Source organism: Ruegeria sp. BC3, from assembly GCF_056539265.1.
Map to the genome: position 1 here is coordinate 1,084,674 of NZ_JBQFUP010000001.1, position 17,914 is coordinate 1,102,587.

Here is a 17,914-nt window from a genome sequence, read left to right on the forward strand (position 1 = left end):
TATTTTTTGTGCGCTCAGATAAAGCCGCGCCAGCGCAGCACGACCAGCACTAGTGCAGACAGGGCCAGAAAACCCAGCGCGAGCGATCCAAGAAAGCTGAGGAACCAGCCCCAGCGGCGATCCGCCAAATTGATACCGGCCAGATGGGTCTGAACCTCTTCGGACGCCTGAGCCAGTTTGGGCGTGTCCAGCACCAGTCGCAATTTCGGATGCGCAGCCATCTGTTCCGCACCGGCGAGCAGCATTGCCTGCTTGTAAATCCGCCGCGGAAGGCGACGCCTGGCCTTGCGAACAGAGGCCGTCAGCGTCTTGTCCTTAACGCCAAGCTTTGCACGCAGCAATTGCACCGTGTCCGCGATCTGGCCTTGGATATCTGTTGTCTGCGTCATGACGCCCTCCTGCGCGCGGAATGTAACCTCGGGCAGCAGGCTCGACAATGGGGCTGGCTGTTTGAAACGGGTGGAGGTATCACGGCCTTATGCTGAACATGACCATCCACGGCGAACCGACCTCGAACCCTCCTCTTTTGATTGCTCATGGCCTGTATGGGTCGGCCCGCAATTGGGGGGTCATTGCGCGGCGTCTATCGGATGAGCGGCAGGTTGTAGCCGTGGACATGCGCAATCATGCCAATAGCGCCTGGACAGACGAGCACAGCTATCCCGACCTGGCTGCTGATCTGGCCGAGGTGATCGAACATATCGGCGGCAAAGCTGACGTTGTTGGCCACTCGATGGGCGGCAAGGCTTCGATGATGTTGGCGCTTGGGCACGGCGATCTGGTGCGCAAACTGGTGGTCGCGGACATTGCGCCTGTCACCTATACGCACAGCCAGATTCAGTTCATCGACGCTATGCGCGCTGTCGATTTCTCGACCATCGAACGCCGGTCAGACGCCGAGGGGCAGTTGGCGGCGCAAGGCGTAGAAAAAGCGCTTCAGAGCTTTTTCACGCAATCCCTCGACATCAAGGGAAAACGCTGGCTGCTGAACCTCGACACACTGGCGGCCGAGATGCCCAAGATCATGGGCTTCCCCGAGACGGATGCGTCCTGGGGCGGCCCCACCCTGTTCCTGTCCGGCGGAGCTTCGGATTACGTCCTGCCTGAACACCGCGACACGATCCGCGCCCTATTTCCGGCTGCTCGGTTTGCAAAAATTCCCGGCGCGGGCCATTGGCTGCACGCCGAGAAACCGCGTGAATTCGAAGCCGCCGTCAGGACTTTTCTGAACGCCTGATCAGGCGTTCTGATACAACCGCCTGGCAACCAGCCAGGACGCTGGCAACGCCACAACACAGCCTGCCGCAGCTGCCGAGACAATGGCGACCGTAGACACCAGCCCTGCGGTGAGAACCGCGATAACAGCCGAACCGGCAAAGGCGGTTGCGATCAGGGAATAGAGTATGGCGGCAAGGCGTAGCATCTTCTGTCTTCCTTATGCTTGAAGCCCGAAGATCACATTAACCATTTGGAATGTAAGACACCTTGATCTGCGTCAGATTTTGACGAGCCCAGGTCAGAAATTCACGTGACCTCTCCACCGCCATTGATCCAGTCTGGCAGACCGCCGACGTTATAGACCTGCTCATAGCCCATATCTTTCAAAAGCTTGCCTGCCAGGGCAGCCCGGCTGCCTGCGGCGCAATACAGCACGATGGCACGATCCTTGCGCAGCTCGGGATCGTGCGATTGCAGGCTATCGTCGGCGCGGAACTCTAACATGCCACGCGGGATGTGATGTGCGCCCTTGGCACGACCGGTTTGCTGCAGCTCGATAGCATCGCGGACATCCAAAAGCAGCGCGCCCTGCCCGATCAGGTCTTTGGCCCCGTTTGTATCAATCCGGGCAACGACAGCGTTCGCCGCCTCCATCATCTGGCTTACGGTCAATGGCATGAAAAGTCCCCTCTGGTGAATCTCACCAGATGCTAGCACGCAAAATCGGGAATGCGCAGACTGATTGCCCGATTGGGCAATCAGTGCTCGCGGAAGGCGCGCGACATGCTGTCTGTCACAGGCTTTGCGATATAGGCCGCAAAGGTGCGTTCCTCGGTCTGGATCATGATCTCGGCTGGCATGCCCGGCGTGGGAATGAAGCCACGTACGCGGTCCATCTCTTCCGGGGCCAACGAGATGCGCGCCAGATAGACCTCTTGCGGCACACCCGAGGAGTCTTCGACCAGAGCGTCCGCCGAGACATAAAAGACCTCGCCGCTCAGCACTGGCGTTGTGCGCTGGTTCAGTGCCACCAGTCGTACGGTGGCCTGCTGGCCTGTCACAACGCTGTCGATTTCGGTCCGGGGCACCTGTGCCTCGATGATCAGAGGCGCGTCCGAGGGTAGGATTTCGGCAATAGGCTCACCGGTTTCGATGACGCCACCTGCGGTATGGTAGTGCAAGCGCACGACAGTCCCGGATACCGGGGCGCGCACCACTGCCCGTTCCAGAACGCTGCGGGCCTGACGGCTTTTTTCACGCACACTTTCCAGATCGGCCTCGATGACACCCAGTTCGTCCAGCGCCGCTTCGCGATAAGCGGAACGGGTTCGCGTGATCTGTTCTTCATACTTCAGGATCATCTGGTTGATTTCGGCGGTTTCGGCCATCAGGCGGGCCTGCTGGCCTTCCGCCTCGGCCTGAACGCGGCGGATCGTGTTCAGATCGCCTTTGCGCACCAATCCTTTTTCGAACAGGGCCTCTTTGGTTTCAAACTCTTCCTGCAGGATTTCCGAACGCCGGATCATGCTGTCCAGCTGCGCCTCAAAACCGCTGGAGCGGATCTTGAGTGCCTCCATATTGCGTTGCAGCAGGGCAATGTCATTCAGCAGCGTTTTGCGGGACACGTCAAAGCTGATTTTCTGCCCGTCCAGAATGCCCATGACTTCAACGTCATCCGATGCTTCGATCAAATCGGGCGAGAACTCCAAGCGTTCCTTTTCGTTGTACTCGGCCGACAACCGTTCAGTCATCGCCTGCAGACGGATTTTGCGGATGAACAGTTCACGCTCATTCGCCTCGGCCGAGGTCTGATCCAGGGTCATCAGAACCTGACCCTGTTTGACCGTCTGACCTTCGATCACCTTGATGTCGTCGATAATGCCGCCTTCGAGGTGCTGCACAATCTTGTTGCGACCAGTGGCAACAAAACTGCCTTGCGCAATCACGGCCGCCGCCAATGGTGCGCGGAAGGACCAAATTCCAAAGCCGCCAAAGCAGACCACCAACATTATCAAGCCGATCACCACGAACCGACTGATCGAGCGCGGAACCTCGGCGTACCAGACCGTTGGGTCCTTGGGATCGTTGTTTACTGGGACAAGTTCATTCATGCCGGACCCCCTTGCTGTGATTGAATGCCGGGTCTGTTGCCCCGCGACGCATTCAACTGCTGCAGCACCTGTTCACGCTGGCCAAACAATGCCACGCGGCCATCCGTCAGCAGCATGATCTTGTCGACAACGTTCAACAGGGTTGGTTTCTGAGTAATCACCACAACGGTGATCTTGTTCGCCTTGGCCTGCGCAATTGCCTTGGACAACGCCTGATCCCCCGCCACGTCCAAGTTCGAGTTAGGTTCGTCCAAAACGACCATGCGCGGGTTGCCAAAGAAAGCGCGCGCCAGTGCGATGCGCTGTTTCTGACCGCCCGACAGGGGTGAGCCATCGGCAGCCACCACAGTCTCGTACCCCTGTGGCAGGGTGGCGATCATGTTGTGCACATCAGCCAGAACGGCGGCGTCGTGGATTTGTTCATCCGTCGCATCCGCGCGCATCCGGCCGATGTTGTCTTTGATCGTGCCGGGGAACAGCTGCACATCCTGCGGCAAGTAGCCGATGCTTTCGCCGAACTGGCGCGGATCCCAGTTGCGGATGTCCATCAGATCCAACCGGACACTGCCAGAGGTCGGCAGGATCGATCCCACCAGCGTCTTGCCCAGCGTGGTCTTGCCTGCACCGGAGTTCCCGATCACGGCCAGCGTTTCGCCCGGGTTCAGCGAGAAACTGATCCCATTCAAAACAACGCGCTTGGTGCCACCGGGCACGTAAAGCAGACGCTCCACATCCATACGACCTTCGGGGCGCGGCAGGCGCAGCTTTTCAAATTGCAGTGCCGAATTGGACAACAGGTTCCGGATGCGCCCAAAGGCTGCACGCGTCAGCAGGAATGAGTTCCAGCCTTCGATCGACCCTTCGATCGGCGCAAAGGCCCGCCCAGCGATGATCGAGGCCGCGATGACCATACCGCCGGTGATCTCACCCTGCAGCGCCAGGAACGCGCCCCAGCCCAGAATGGCGATTTGCGTCAGCAGGCGCACAGCGCGCGAGATCGCCGCGAAAATCACGTTGCGGTCCTGCGCACGCACTTGCCACGTCAGCGATTGCGCTGTGTCCCGTCCCCAGATGCGAACGGCCTCTGGGATCATGGCCAGTGCGTTGATGATCTGGCTGTTGCGCGCCATCGAGTCCAGATGCTGGTTCGCCATGGATTGCGCCCGGTTCGCCTCGGCGAAGGGTTTGGCGGTCATCTTCTGGTTCACGAACGCGATAATCATCAGCAACAACGCAGTTATGATCACGATGGTTCCCAGCTGCGGATGCACCAGGAAGATCATCAGAATAAACAACGGCGCGAAAGGCACATCCAGGAACGAAATCAGGGTTCCCGAAACCAGGAACCCGCGCACTTGCTGCAAATCACCCAATGTCTGGTATTCACGACCATTGCCATGCAATGAGGCATGGGCTGCAGCACTCAGAACCGGCGCGCCCAACCTTGCGGCGACCTCAACCGCTGTTCGCATCAGCATAAAGCGACGCACCGCATCAAAAGCCGCCTGAAAAATCACCGCCCCGGCCACAATGGCCGTCAGCATGATCAGCGTGTCCAGCGAGCGACTGGTCAAAACACGGTCACTGATCTGGAACAGGTAGATCGGGATCGCAAGGATCAGGATATTCGTGGCGCAGGTCAGCACCAGAACAAAGGCCAGATTGCGCCAGATCGCCCGCAACGACGTGCGCAGCGTGTTCTGGAAATCCTCTGGAGGAGTGCGTTTGTGGAAAGTCTGGGGTGGCCCCTTGCCGTCACCTCCGCCCGTTTTTCGGAGTTGCATCGGCTCGTTCGCCTTAGCCTCGATAGTGGCACCTATGCGTTCACCGCCCGTCGAGCGCGATTGGGGGGTCGCTCGCGCTGTCGTTTCCGTGGCGGTGTCAGGATCGGGGCTTGAGGCATCCTCGGCCACCCCAGCGTCGCGGCCCTGGGCATTCTGGTCTTCATCGGGCTGCGACTGAGCGCGCCGGGGGGAAGCTGCGGCGCGTATTGGTGGTTCGGATCTGGGTTTGGTCGCTTTCTTCTTGGGCTTCACAGCTTTTGCGGCGACAGACTCTTCCTGCTTGGCCGTCGCTTCAGGACTGCCTTCAGGGTCTGGCACACGCATTTTTTTGTTCAGACGCAAGCTGGGCGCCTTTGCTGTTTGTTGTTGGGACTTATCGCTGCCATCTGGCTGCGTAGGTTTACCAACGCCCTCAATATCAAGCGGGCTGGCATCAGGAGAACGACGCGACGAAAAAACAATCGACATTTTAAAACTTTCGGAGCACTCGCAACAAATACAGTCTTTACGCTAACATGAATCGACCGAAACGGATATAAAATTTACGCCAGCATGGACTGCATAGCATCGTCATTGCTGGCCATTTCGGACGGTGTCAGGTTCGATTGCGCCTGAGCGAGGCCATTCTCGCCAGCCGCTGCCGTTTCTTCCATAAGGACGGCGATCACTTCATTCGCGATCTCCGTTGCGTCCTCCTGCTCGGGGATATCGAGCAGTGAAGCCTGGTGAATCAGAAGATCGGAATACTCTCCTCCCGCCGCCATAACGGTCGAGTCGACGCCAACCTTGGTGATGTTTGCGGCGTTCAGCAGAGCATTACCAGCACCGTTCACAGCCGCATTGACCGCCTCGGCCCCTTCGACCGACATATCGTCCTGATCCTGCAACAATGTGATCTGTTCGACCGAATTGACCTGAACCAGGTCACCTTCGATGTTGAGAACGCGGATCAACTCCATACCAGCATAGTCGGGGTTAGACGTCAGAGCATCTTCGAATGCCTCACGGTCGACCTGCTGAAGGGTCAGCGCCTCGGCATGCGGCATGTCCAACTCTTCCAGCGTATCTTCGCCAGTCGTCGTCACGGACGCCTGGTTCATGACCAGGTTTTCATTGCCTTCCTGATCCGGCGTGCCGCTGCCGTAGACGTCATCATCCATCAAGGCAATTGTCTGGTGCAGCACATCGACGGAAACCATGTTCCCGCCAATCATAATCAGGTCGTAGAAGTTGCCCAGCTGAATGATGTTGGTCACGTTGGTCAACACGTTGTCACCCAAGGTGTACAGGCTGGTCGAGGCCGAAAGTTCAGTGCTGATCTTATCGATATCCGTGGCGTCGATCACTTGCTTGATAAAGTTGGTGACCCACAGATCACCCTGAATCCAGGTTACCGAGACAATCGGGTCGGCGCTTGTTTCAGAGACATTGTCTTCGACCCACCAAGCTTCGCTGGCCTCGGTTCCGATATAGGCGGCCTGAACCACATTTGTGCTGCTTTGCACGCCCGGCCCACCCTGATCGACATCCGAGACAACCGCCACCTGGCTGACGACCGTGAGGCTGACAGACTTGCCGCCCACTGCAATCACTGGCGCATCAACCCAGGCCAACGTGATGTCGACCTGATTGACGGCCAGGTTTCCGCCCGCGATGACAGTATGACCTTCGCCAAATTCCTCGTCATCCGAGCGGTCCCATTCGTCGGGCATCATGTCGGGCGCGTCGCCCTCTTCTTCGTCTTCCTCCTCAGTCTGATGATGGGCTGGCAAAAGATCGTTCCAGTCCGGCATCTCATCGACTTTTTCACCGTTCACGAAAATGCCCAAAACGTCCTCGCCATGGAACTGGTAAACCGTCACGCCCTCGATCTGCGAGATCATCGGCGACTGCATTTGGTCGGCCAGACTTTCGAGGTACTCGAGTGATTGGTAGTCTTCGATGTTCAGGGACGGGGTCACAATCGCGTGCATCGACAGCGCGGCGTCCAGCATCTCCTGACCTTGGGCAATCTGCAGTTCAACGTCCCGGAAGACCCCTTGGCCGATCACATCGTTGTCGTTCATCAGAATGGTTTGGAACGTGTAGGTCACTGCCGAGCCGATAATCAGCGGCGCAACCTGCGGGTCCGGGACTACGATAACGGTCTGGGCCTCGCCCAGTTGTACGGCCGGCACATAGGGATCGGGTCCAAAACCCGGGCCGGAAATCATCTGAGCCATTTCAAGTGGCCCGTTCGGGACAGGAGGCAAAGGAAGATCAGCAGCAGGCGGCAAAAGCTTGTACGGGAGTGGATCGTATTCGCCTGGATCGAGCTTCAGATTGGCTTTGACCCGAATTGTGGTCGGATCTTCCAGTTCTTCCAATTCGTTCTTGCGCCGCAGCGCGACAAATTCCTGGTACTCATCACGCAGACGAGCTTGTTCAATAGTAAGTTCAAAGGTTCCAACAAAATGCGCAATCGTTTCTGTAATGCTGTCGAGAGACATATCGGTTTCCTTTTCCCCTCCCCGGCCTGAAATTTCCGGTTTGGGTTTGCTGCGCCGAGGCCGCCCGATACGGCCTCGGCAGTTTTATGAAATGGGTCGGGGCCCGATAATTCGGGCCCTGACTGCGACTTACACGTCGGTGTCGTCGCTGTTGTGGGTCGCGGTCATCGAACCACCAACCATGGTCGTATCGACCGAGTTGCCAAGAACGTTGGCACCCATGACGATCGACTGGTTGAACGCCGATGTGTCGACTACGGCTGCTGCCGATGCATAGGACTCACCGTTGACGATACCGTCGCCACCGTTGTTCGAGCCCCACGTACCTGCGTTACCGCCGGCTCCGCCTGCACCCGAGTACGCACCCGACGCAGCGCCACCGTCGACGTCAGCACCGTAGGTCGCACCACCATTGGCATTGCCTGCGGCACTGCCGGAGGTTCCACCGTAACCAGCGCCGGCACCACCGCCGCCACCGGTTCCCGAAGAAGCCGCACCAGTAGCGCTGCCCATTCCGGTAGAAGTGGCGTCGTTGTCGGACATCGAGTCGCCACCATATCCGGCAATGGCTTGCGCCATACTGTCTGCCGAACCATCGGTGTCAGCCTGCGAGAAGACGTCGGACATACCGCCGTCACCGGCGTTGTTTTCCGCGTCTGCAGAACCAGCACCAGTTCCTGTGGATGCTGCATCCTGCTGCACGGCACCGCCGCCGCCGCCGACACCATCAGCAGTCGCAGTGCCAGTACCGTTGGCTTGTGCGAACCCGTCGGCATCACTGGTTCCGCCACCGCCAGCATTGACTGTAGCGTCCTGGTCGTTGCTGGCTTCACCCATGGCGTCGCCAGGCGACTGCGTAACGATCGGACCCTTTGCGTCCTGATCACCTACGCCCTGAGCATCGGCTTGCGAATCAGCTTCACCGCCGTTTGCACCAGCGCCGCCACCGGCACCACCAACACCAGCTGCGCCTGTGCCGTCGCCGCCGTCGCCGTCGCCGCCAGCAGCTTTACCGCCAACGCCTGAAGCTCCGTCACCGCCGTCACCAGCTGCACCGGTACCAGCTCCGCCGGGGCCGTTGCCACCTTTGGCTTCACCGCCGGTGCCAGCAGCACCGTCGCCATCGCCACCATCGCCACCGTCTCCACCGGGACCGTTGCCGCCGTCGCCGTCACCGCCAACACCAGGGTTGCCACCGTTGGTATCAGTGCCACCGTTGGTCGCGCTGTTGGTACCGGTATTCGAGCCGATCAGACCGCTTTCCTGGTTCTGAGCTGCAAGCGCACCGTCGACTTGACCAGACGTTCCGCCAGTTCCGTCGCCGCCGTCACCGTCGCCGCCGTCACCGTCGCCGCCATCGTCGCCGTCGCCGCCGTCACCGTCGCCGCCGTCACCGTCGCCGGCAGTCACTTCACCAGCGTCGCCGTCACCGCCGTCGCCGTTGCCGCCGTCGCCGTCGCCGCCGTCGCCGCCGTCACCGTTTCCGCTGTCTGCGTCGCCGCCATCGCCGCCGTCGCCGTCGCCGTCGCCGCCGTCGCCGTCACCGCCGTCCGCGTCACCACCGTCAGCATCTGCATCTGCTTCTGAACCTGCGCCGGCAAGGCCAAGACCGATGTTTCCACCTGATGTAGAGTCACCGTTTTCGGCTTCGGTTTCGCTTTCGTTCAAAGCACCGCCAAGGTTTCCAGCCAAACCGCCGCCACCGCTTGCGTCTGCGGAATCAACATCGTTGTCGGCGTCACCGTCAACACTGTTGTTAGCGTCTGACTCGTTGTCGCCACCGGCAGACTCGCCATCGTTCTCGGCATTTGCCGACCCGAAGCCCAGCCCCAGACCGATGGAGCCAGCGTTTCCGCCTTCACCACCGTCACTGTCAACGTCGACTTCGCTGTCGGTTGCGTTGTCAGCGTTCGACTCACTATCAGCCGCGCCGCCTTCGCCACCGGTGCTATCGCCATCCGCGTCTGCTGCGGAATGTCCGACACCCAGGCCAAAGTTCAGAGCATCGCCTGAATCACCGCCACTGCCGCCATCACCGTCACCGTTAGCATCACCGCTGTGACCACCGAAGGCCGCAGTGTGTCCGCCGTAGGTTTCGCCATAAGCGTCTCCGCCATAGGTCTTGCCACCGTCGCCGGAGTTTCCGCCATCTGAGCCTGACGAGATACCGTCACCGGCACTTGCGTCGCCGCCTTTGGCATCACCCATCTGCTTGAAAGTACCGTCGTTGTGAACTTCGGCATTTTCCAGAGTGTCACTGTCTTCAAGGCTGGCATACTGGCTGTTGATTGCCGACATTGCGGTGGTTGTGCCGCTCATGTCGATCGACAGGTTCATGTCATCGCCGGGATCGTAGTCAATGTCGCCACCAGCGGTGATCACGTCACCAAATTCGGACCCGTTAGCATCGATATCAACGATATCGTCATCACTAGGCAGGCCTTCTTCGCCAAAATCAATTTTTACCCAGTTCGAGTTATCGTTGTTGCCGTTGGTCTGACCCTGACCCTGGTTTTGGCCCTGACCTTGGTCCTGACCTTGTCCCTGATCTTGTCCCTGACCTTGGTCCTGACCCTGACCTTGCTCATTTTCGACCTTGGTCTTCTGAGCTTGCTCCTGGTCTTGACCCTGACCCTGATCGTTATCGACCTTGGTCTTCTGTTCGGTCATGTCAGCATCGATGTTCGCCTCTTCGACGTCCACGTCAGCCTCGATAGGCACATAGGCTTCACCAACGTTAATTTCTTCGATGTTTGCAACGTTATTTGTCGTGCGTTTATCAGACATATGATTTTCCACTTACTAAGCGCACGGGCCGTCATTCATCTCCAAAACGGCTACTGGCGCGGTTAAAACTAGTCACGGCACACAGGCGCAAAACGCGCTTGAATGCGGTTACCTTCAGTGAATTATCTCCCACCCTCCTTTCTCGGCTTAGCCGATACCGTGTCTGCGGAACTGGTTCGCTGTAATGCGCGATTCGCGGACACACTGGACTTGTGGCTTCGAAATTGAAGCTCGGTCATGGTTACAGGCCGGAAGCAGTCTGAATAGCTACCCTAAAGCACTAGAACGCACAGGGGCTTGTTTTCATTACTGTAAATCTTCTGTGACTGAAATTTAGTGGAACAACGGGCGGACGGGCGAAATTAAAACCACCAGTTTAGGAAATCCTGCAATTCCCTCTACTTAAGCGAGAAGAATCGAACCCAACCTAACCGAAAGTATTAGAACGCGGTTTTTGCAGACGGCAGGCAAAGTTGCTGAAACTTGAACTTTCCGCTATAGTCTTACCTCTATACTGTTAATTACTTCGAATTCTGCTCTACGAGTACTGTTTACAATTTCGCCGCATTTTTTTCGCGGTGTGGGTTAATAAGGGGGGAATGATGAGCATTCCGTTTCAGGATAGTGCTGTTCCAAACGTTTCTAATCCCGAAGACTTCTCGATCAATTTTGTCGGCAAAGAACTCTTCTACTCAGATATGACCATCCAAGGTGTTGAAAACGAATTCGGCGTCACCACGCGCCGGGTTGAGAGCATCGATGCGCTGCCAGCGTCGAGTGGCTCGGACGTCGGTGCCGGCAAGGTGATCGTCGTCGATCAGGTTCTGCTTGAGGATCTGTTGAACCGGCCACATGCCTATAAAGAGACTGCAGGGTCTGGCTGCCTCGCCTTTGCTTACCGCAAAGAAGACGCCGCGCGCCTTGCATTCGAAAACTGGGATCGTGGCCAGTTTGGCGACATCGGGTACTTGCCGATGAATGTCGCGCCGGATGTGTGGCGCTCCATCTTGCGCCTTTTGCTGCATGAAGAACTGTACCTGCCCTGTTTTCTGGCGGACTGCGTAGCGCATCCCCCGGCAGTATCGAATGATGCGCCGTCGGCACCAACAAAGTCCGGTGACCTGCACCCGGTCTATTCCAAGCTGACACGGCGGGAGAAACAGGTGCTGCGTCTGGTGTCCAAAGGCCAGAGCAACAAGATCATTGCATCAAATCTTGGCATCACCGAACACACGGTCAAACTGCATATGCACAATGTTGCGGGCAAGATCGGTGTCAGCAATCGAACCGCGGCGGCACAATTCTTTTTCGAGGTCGCACCAGAAGAAGCACGAGAACTTACAATTGACTGACGATTTCGAAGCCCGCTTTGACCGCCTGATCCTTATGGTCGGCAAGTTGAATTATATGTGGACCAACACGGAAAGCCTGTTGATCCACCTGATCGCGGGGTTGACCCGCACCAATAAGGACATCTCGGTCATCATCTTTCTGACGTTGAACACAACGCGCGCCAGAATTGACCTGGTTGAGCGGCTGGCCAAAATGGAGGGTCGTCCGCCGGACATCCGGGATCCCATCCTCAAACACACGCAGCGCCTCAGCAAGCTCTCCGGCATCCGCAACCGGTACAACCACTGCATCTATTCCTTCGATCCTGACAGCGGGAACCCGAAGACTATTCTGATGCGCATTGCGGACCGAAAAACGGATATCAAGCTGGGTCGTCAGGACACCGTGGATGAGGATGCGATGAAGGAAATCGAAAAAGTGGTCGATCAGCTTTCTGACGCCAACCGGGATATCTGGAAGTTGATCAACCAACTTGGCTTTCCAACTTGAGGTCACTATGGCGCCGCCGGGGTGCATTGTTAGGTCTGTTTCGTCTAAGACTTTGTTGGCATCTGTGACCAACTCAGAAAGCAACTAAAGCGGCTCGTGCCGCTTTAGTTTTGGGTGTCAGTTCTTTTTGAACCTTCACAAAAAATTGGTTTTGATCGCGCAATTCTGCGGACCACCGGATTCGCGACTTACGGTTTTCTGTCTATCAGCCAATACGTTACACCCAGCGCGAGGCCGATCGCTGCGTAACCAAGAAAGTACTGGGCCTCCAGGTTTTTGTCGTCGAGCGTGATGATCTTTCGGGCGACCGCCATCAAGGCTGTCGCGACAACAAGCTTGATGTGGATGACATCGGCGGTCAAATACAGGGTGATATTTGTATAGATCTCTATCGCGATTAGAACGACCAACACTGCACTGAAAACCGCAAGAAGATCGCTGACTTCCAAGATGTATACGGGCGGTTCCATCAACTTCAGAAATGTCGTGAAACCAGCGTCAATGATTGCCAGTAGAATGATGCCGAGCATGAGCACAGACAATGCTCGGACACCATGGCGGATCATGCGGTTACACCATCGAACGATGGCGTCTTCGTGGTCAGGGTCTAGTTCCACATGACCCGGGATGGGTTTGCTATCTTCGCCACTCACTGCAATCTCCACTTCCTTTTGTCCGCCAGCGAGAGATTTCGCCCTGGTGCATCACCCCCCGTCGGCTTGTCAGAACTCTCACACAAAAAGGGTGTGTTTTTCTAGGCTGATCTGTTGACCGCCCAAACATCCCGATAGATTTGTTGCCAGCTTTCTCAACGGCTTGCTTCGACTGGTGGCTCGAACGCGTTGCTTCAATTGGAAGCTTAAACGGTTTAGGACCGAACCAGAAAAGCACGGCGTCGCGGCCATACGTGCCGAACTAAGCGGCCGCGTTGACACAAAAAGCCATGCAAGCAATTCTTGCCGCGACCGAACATATTCGAATGGGTTCAGACAATGACGGCCATTTCAACACGGGTAATTCTATCCGCCATGTTTTCGTTCCTTTTGGCTTTTGGAGCGAATGCGCAAGAAACTATTTCGCGAACTTTGTTCGTGAATGTCGACGTGTTTGACAGCGAGAATGCGGTGGTGATTGAGAACGCCAATGTTCTGGTCGAAGGCAACTTGATTGCCAAGGTTTCGACAGATCCAATCGAGCCCGATGGCGCTGTCGTACTGGATGGCCAAGGACGGACTTTGATTCCGGGGCTGATAGATGGCCACAACCACATCATGCTGCCAACGTCACCGCTAGCCTTGGCATACAACCTTCATTGGACATACACGGGCGCGCTCGTCACACGCGAAGCGGAACGCATGCTGATGCGAGGCTTCACCACGTTGCGAGACGCGGGTGGCCCGTCCTATGGCATTGCGAAGGCCATTGACGAGGGGATCGTTCCCGGGCCGCGCATCTTTAGTTCTGGGCACTGGATTGGTCAGACATCCGGCCACTTTGATTTCCGGCTGTATAATGACACACACCATCGTCAGCGAAGTGAGCGTACCGTGTTTGAGCGAGAATGGTCGTTCATCGCCGACGGGGTCTCTGAAGTCCGGGCAGCCACCCGCGAGGTTCTGCGCCTCGGGGCCACTCAGGTCAAAATCAGTCTGGGTGGAGGCAACTCGACACCCTATGATCCACTGGATACCACCCACTATAGCCCCGAGGAAATCCGCGCCGCAGTAGAAGCCGCTGAGGATTGGAACACCTACGTCATCGTTCACGCCTATACCGATGAATCGGTCATCCGGTCGCTTGAAGGCGGTGTAAAGAGCATCGATCACGGCAACATGATTTTCGAGGAGGAGACCATTCGCGCCATTCGCGATGCGGGGGCTATCCTCAATCCGCAATTCCTCATTTTCACGCCGGATGACGCAATGTTGGCCGCAGGTGACCCCGCAACCATCGAGAAAGGCGCACCACTGCGCGAGAATGTTGAACACTATGTTGAGTTGATCAAAAAGTACGACCTTCCGATTGCTTTTGGCGTCGATCTGTTTGGGGCCCCCGAACTTATGGCGATGCAGAACCTCGAGTTCGAACGCCGCGGTCGTTGGTGGTCCGGTGCCGAAGTCTTGCAACAAGCAACATTCAACACGGCAAAGCTGGTGGAAATGTCAGGACCCCGTAACCCCTACCAGCAAGGACCGCTCGGCGTGATTGAAGCGGGGGCTTACGCGGACTTGATACTGGTGGATGGCGACCCGGTTGAAGACATCAATCTACTGGTCGACCCAGAGGCCAACTTTCTCATTATTATGAAGGATGGCGTTATCTACAAAAACACGCTTGGGGACTGAAACACTGCAGCCCATGGCTGGCAGGTATTTGGTATGATCCGGCGGGTCTTCGTGGGTACTGATCCAAAGCAGGCGAAACTTTTGGGCCGTTGGACAGGAAAAACCGCCAAATCGATTCTATTTTCAAATTGATAAATTGTGTTGGTGCGGGCGGTGGGACTCGAACCCACACGGGCATACGCCCTTCAGATTTTAAGTCTGATATGTCTACCATTCCATCACGCCCGCTCCAGCGTGGCAGGCCTCTGTCGGGCCTGAAAATCTCAGTAAGGCGATCAGATCATGAATACAATCTGTTTCGCCGGTCAAAACTCATTTTCGCACCCCCTAAACCAGTCTGTGCCGCGGCTCGTTTCACCCAAAACAAGCCGTTCCCCTTTTGCACGCAAGGGTTGCGCGGTGCTTGCGTCCAAGCGACCAAGCCGCTAACCCTTTCACATAGCGAAAGAGCATTTGAGTTTCGTCGTGAACACCGAACAAAAGTCCTTTCAGGACCGCGTGGCGCAGATCAACCAACGCGCAGAGCAAGCAGCCAGCATAGCCCCGGGTCCCAGAACGGAAACGATCTGGCAGCGCTTGGCTTACCCCGGAGCCTATATTGCTGCCTTTACCGTCGGTGTGACGGTGGTTTTCCTAACCCGCTACATTCAGTTTCTGTCGGTTGGCGTCCCCGAGCCCGGTCAGGTAAATGCGCAAGACTTTGTCGGTATAGTCTTGGCCAGCATGGCCGGCATCGTCATTTCAAAGTTTCTGAGAGAAAAACAAAAAGAGTTCGCAGGGGCCTGCACCGCCGGCGTCTTGTTTGCCACCTTTACCTTCCACAACCTCGTCTGGAAATACCCCGCTCAGTTCGAGCGACTATTTAACGAGGACTGGGTCGAGTTCATGCAACGTCTCACCGAACCCTCCAGCCTTTATATTTTTGGCTTAACCATAGGCCTGACCTAAAGAACACAAACGCGATGCCATGATGTTTTCGAACCAGTATGGATTGAACCCACTGTTCGATATGCAGAACATCATTGGTTTTTCTGAAATGGTGGTGCCCCCACACGGACTCGAACTCTTATCTTACCCACCAAATCTCGGGCGAGCGTTAATCGCCAGTCTTTTTTGGTTTCCAGGCCGCGTTTAAGGTGTATTTTGATACTCCTTAAACACATGCTCTATGCGCTGTGGCCATCGGGCTAGTGGCCTTGCAGAAGCTGAGTTCAAGACTCCGCCAACAGAAGCCTTACCAGTTAAGCGGTTTGGTGTCGAACAATTGATCAGTCGATGACGGTAAGCCTCCGTTCTAAGGCAAGCTGGGGCAAGCCCCCAGTCCACTGCTCATAGTAGTTACGGCTTAAAGCCAGAATTTCCTTAAATTGACTGTGCGCTTTCAGAGGAAGCATCGGCCATTGGACGTTCCAACATCTTGCCTGATCTAGGCAGAAAGAATAGCTCTTAAAGTTGTTGCACCCGCGCCAGCGCTACCTCATAACGCGAAGAAGATTGTATCTGACCGCTTGAATAAAGTGCAACGGGACCAAGCTGCACGGCGACTTATACCGCTAGAGCAACTTTACGTATCCAGTTGCTGGGAAGTTCTGCGTGTCAGGAGCATCAACAACAAACAAGACCAAGATATTAATAAATGCTGAAGAAAATAAACCTCCTATCGCTCACGCAAGCTATGAACACACTGTCAGATGATGGCTTCAAAAAATATAAAGAGCACCACGAAATCGTGCTAAGAGAAAGCGAAACTGAGGATTTAGAGAAACTAGTTTCGTCTTTAAACGAAAATGGCATGGAAGCGAGCGATTTCGAAAATTTTTATTTTGGCTTTACCATCCCTCAAATCGGAAAAGAATTTGATATCTTGCGCTTTGGGGCAAACTTTGTCGCCAATATTGAGCTAAAACGCACAAGCACAGAAGAGAAGGTTCTCAAACAGCTGATCAGGAATAAATATTATCTGAAATTTACTGGTAGGCAAGTTTATCACCTGACTTTCGTATCTGAAAAAGATGTTATATATACACTAAAAGACGATGATACGCTTGGGACTATTGATGCAAAAACTCTAGCTGACCTTCTAAAATCACAAGTTGTTGACAAAGGCGAAGAGGTCCATGGTCTTTTTAATCCATCAGACTATTTGGTGTCCCCTTTCAATTCAACAGAGCGCTTCTTAAAAGGAGAATATTTCCTTACAAAGCAACAGGAAGAAGTACAAGTTAACATCCTTAAACAGGTCGAACAAGGCGGCCAATGCAGCTTTATTTCGTTAACTGGCGGCGCTGGCACGGGCAAAACGTTATTAGCATATGATATTGTCAAGAAGGTGATTTGCTCTGGCCATCAGGCATTAATATTCCATTGCGGCCAACTTAACGATGGTCAAAGAAAATTGATAGAGGCAGGATGGAACATCGCCCCTATTAAGAACTACAAACAGTACGATTTTTCAAAATACCGAGTCGTTCTGATAGATGAGGCACAGCGTATCTACAAATCTCAACTAGAAGAGATTTCTACGGAAGTGACAAAATGCAAGTTAAGTTGCCTGTTTTCTTTCGACAAGCTGCAAACCCTTTCTGAACATGAAGAAAAGGTGGATGTAGGTGCCACAATAGCTTCGCTTTGCACCGATGGCGTATATAGTCTTTCGGAGAAAATAAGATCCAACAAAGAAATAGCTAACTTCATAAGGGCGTTGCTAGATAAAAACAGAAATTTCCCAGCGTCCGAAAGTAAAAACATACAAGTTCGATATTTCAATACCCATAAAGATGCAAAGAATTTTCTAGCGTCTCTCAAAAATGATGATTACGAGGTGCTCAGATTCACTCCGTCAAGACACACAAATGAGTTTCACACAAATTACTCAGATGCATCCAATACAAATTCCCACGAAGTGATTGGGCAAGAATTTGACGGAGTCGCCGTAGTGATTGACAGATTCTTTACATACGACGATACCGGCAAGCTCGCATACCAGGGTCGTACTTACTACCATCCAACGAAGATGCTCTTTCAAAACATAACGAGAGCTAGGAAGCGGCTCCTTGTAGTAGTTTTGCAAAACGAAGAACTCCTTGAAAGATGTGTTTCGATTGCATGACGTAGACCTTTTTTGTTGCTTAAGTGCAGATCCAAGACCCCTCTCGTTTGTGCGTGGATCAGCGCTGAAGGTGATAAAAATCGCGTACCCCAGAGAGTAAGTTCCAAGGGCGCGCGATATCGGCCCCAACCTACCCTCTGTCTAGCCCCCGTGTTCTGGGCCATTTCGGACTAGAGTTTCGGGGACTGGTGGGCGCATGTTGAGGGCCTGATGCGGTCGGGTGTGGTTG

At 55.2% G+C, this 17,914-nt stretch carries 14 protein-coding genes and 1 tRNA gene; 6 read left to right on the forward strand and 9 right to left on the reverse strand.

Translation table 11 applies throughout. From position 1 onward, the window contains the following. Positions 1-14 precede the first annotated feature (14 nt). Positions 15-389: a hypothetical protein gene (locus tag ACR0MV_RS05395; RefSeq protein WP_480701212.1), complete on the reverse strand. Its 375-nt coding sequence runs from the start codon at positions 387-389 to the stop codon at positions 15-17. An 89-nt stretch (positions 390-478) separates the two neighbouring features. Between ACR0MV_RS05395 and ACR0MV_RS05400 the strand changes: the two genes are divergently transcribed. Continuing rightward, the gene (locus ACR0MV_RS05400) at positions 479-1,237 is read left to right on the forward strand and encodes an alpha/beta fold hydrolase (RefSeq protein WP_480701213.1); all 759 of its coding nucleotides are present in this window, start codon (positions 479-481) and stop codon (positions 1,235-1,237) included. Here ACR0MV_RS05400 and ACR0MV_RS05405 read toward each other — a convergent pair whose 3' ends face one another. The 6 genes from ACR0MV_RS05405 to ACR0MV_RS05430 form a co-directional block, all read right to left on the reverse strand. Further along, positions 1,238-1,423: a hypothetical protein gene (locus tag ACR0MV_RS05405; RefSeq protein WP_480701214.1), complete on the reverse strand. Its 186-nt coding sequence runs from the start codon at positions 1,421-1,423 to the stop codon at positions 1,238-1,240. 101 nt (positions 1,424-1,524) lie between these two features. Then, a complete protein-coding gene (locus ACR0MV_RS05410) occupies positions 1,525-1,896 on the reverse strand; it encodes a rhodanese-like domain-containing protein (protein WP_170465319.1) in 372 nt (123 codons plus the stop codon). Positions 1,897-1,976: 80 nt separating this feature from the next. Further along, on the reverse strand, positions 1,977-3,329 hold the full coding sequence (locus tag ACR0MV_RS05415; protein WP_170426593.1) for an HlyD family type I secretion periplasmic adaptor subunit: 1,353 nt from the start codon (positions 3,327-3,329) through the stop codon (positions 1,977-1,979). Further along, positions 3,326-5,437: a type I secretion system permease/ATPase gene (locus tag ACR0MV_RS05420; RefSeq protein ID WP_480701215.1), complete on the reverse strand. Its 2,112-nt coding sequence runs from the start codon at positions 5,435-5,437 to the stop codon at positions 3,326-3,328. The genes ACR0MV_RS05415 and ACR0MV_RS05420 overlap by 4 nt, the downstream gene beginning before the upstream one ends. Before the next feature lie 218 nt (positions 5,438-5,655). After that, positions 5,656-7,602 carry a type I secretion protein gene (locus ACR0MV_RS05425; protein WP_480701216.1) on the reverse strand — a complete coding sequence of 649 codons (1,947 nt, stop codon included), beginning with the start codon at positions 7,600-7,602 and terminating at the stop codon, positions 5,656-5,658. A 129-nt stretch (positions 7,603-7,731) separates the two neighbouring features. Beyond that, positions 7,732-10,389 (reverse strand): hypothetical protein, encoded by a 2,658-nt coding sequence (locus tag ACR0MV_RS05430; RefSeq protein WP_480701217.1) that lies wholly within the window; start codon positions 10,387-10,389, stop codon positions 7,732-7,734. A gap of 602 nt (positions 10,390-10,991) precedes the next feature. Here ACR0MV_RS05430 and ACR0MV_RS05435 point away from each other — a divergent pair. Beyond that, entirely contained in the window at positions 10,992-11,741 is a 750-nt protein-coding gene (locus tag ACR0MV_RS05435; protein ID WP_480701218.1) for a helix-turn-helix transcriptional regulator, read from the forward strand. Beyond that, positions 11,734-12,231, forward strand: a complete 498-nt coding sequence (locus tag ACR0MV_RS05440; protein ID WP_170426597.1) for a hypothetical protein — start codon at positions 11,734-11,736, stop codon at positions 12,229-12,231. Before ACR0MV_RS05435 ends, ACR0MV_RS05440 begins: the two co-directional genes overlap by 8 nt. A 188-nt stretch (positions 12,232-12,419) precedes the next feature. On the opposite strand, the gene ACR0MV_RS05445 is transcribed toward ACR0MV_RS05440, so the two are convergent. Then, complete coding sequence (locus ACR0MV_RS05445) at positions 12,420-12,884, reverse strand: phosphate-starvation-inducible PsiE family protein (RefSeq protein WP_217359111.1); 465 nt, start codon at positions 12,882-12,884, stop codon at positions 12,420-12,422. Between the two features lie 339 nt (positions 12,885-13,223). On the opposite strand from ACR0MV_RS05445, the gene ACR0MV_RS05450 reads away from it, so the two are divergent. Further along, the gene (locus ACR0MV_RS05450; protein ID WP_480701219.1) at positions 13,224-14,576 is read left to right on the forward strand and encodes a metal-dependent hydrolase family protein; all 1,353 of its coding nucleotides are present in this window, start codon (positions 13,224-13,226) and stop codon (positions 14,574-14,576) included. Between the two features lie 142 nt (positions 14,577-14,718). Here ACR0MV_RS05450 and ACR0MV_RS05455 read toward each other — a convergent pair. Next, a tRNA-Leu gene (locus ACR0MV_RS05455) sits at positions 14,719-14,804 on the reverse strand. Positions 14,805-15,074: 270 nt separating this feature from the next. Between ACR0MV_RS05455 and ACR0MV_RS05460 the strand changes: the two genes are divergently transcribed. Beyond that, entirely contained in the window at positions 15,075-15,524 is a 450-nt protein-coding gene (locus ACR0MV_RS05460) for a hypothetical protein (protein ID WP_480701220.1), read from the forward strand. 688 nt (positions 15,525-16,212) lie between these two features. Next, complete coding sequence (locus ACR0MV_RS05465) at positions 16,213-17,685, forward strand: DNA/RNA helicase domain-containing protein (RefSeq protein ID WP_480701221.1); 1,473 nt, start codon at positions 16,213-16,215, stop codon at positions 17,683-17,685. Positions 17,686-17,914 lie beyond the last annotated feature (229 nt).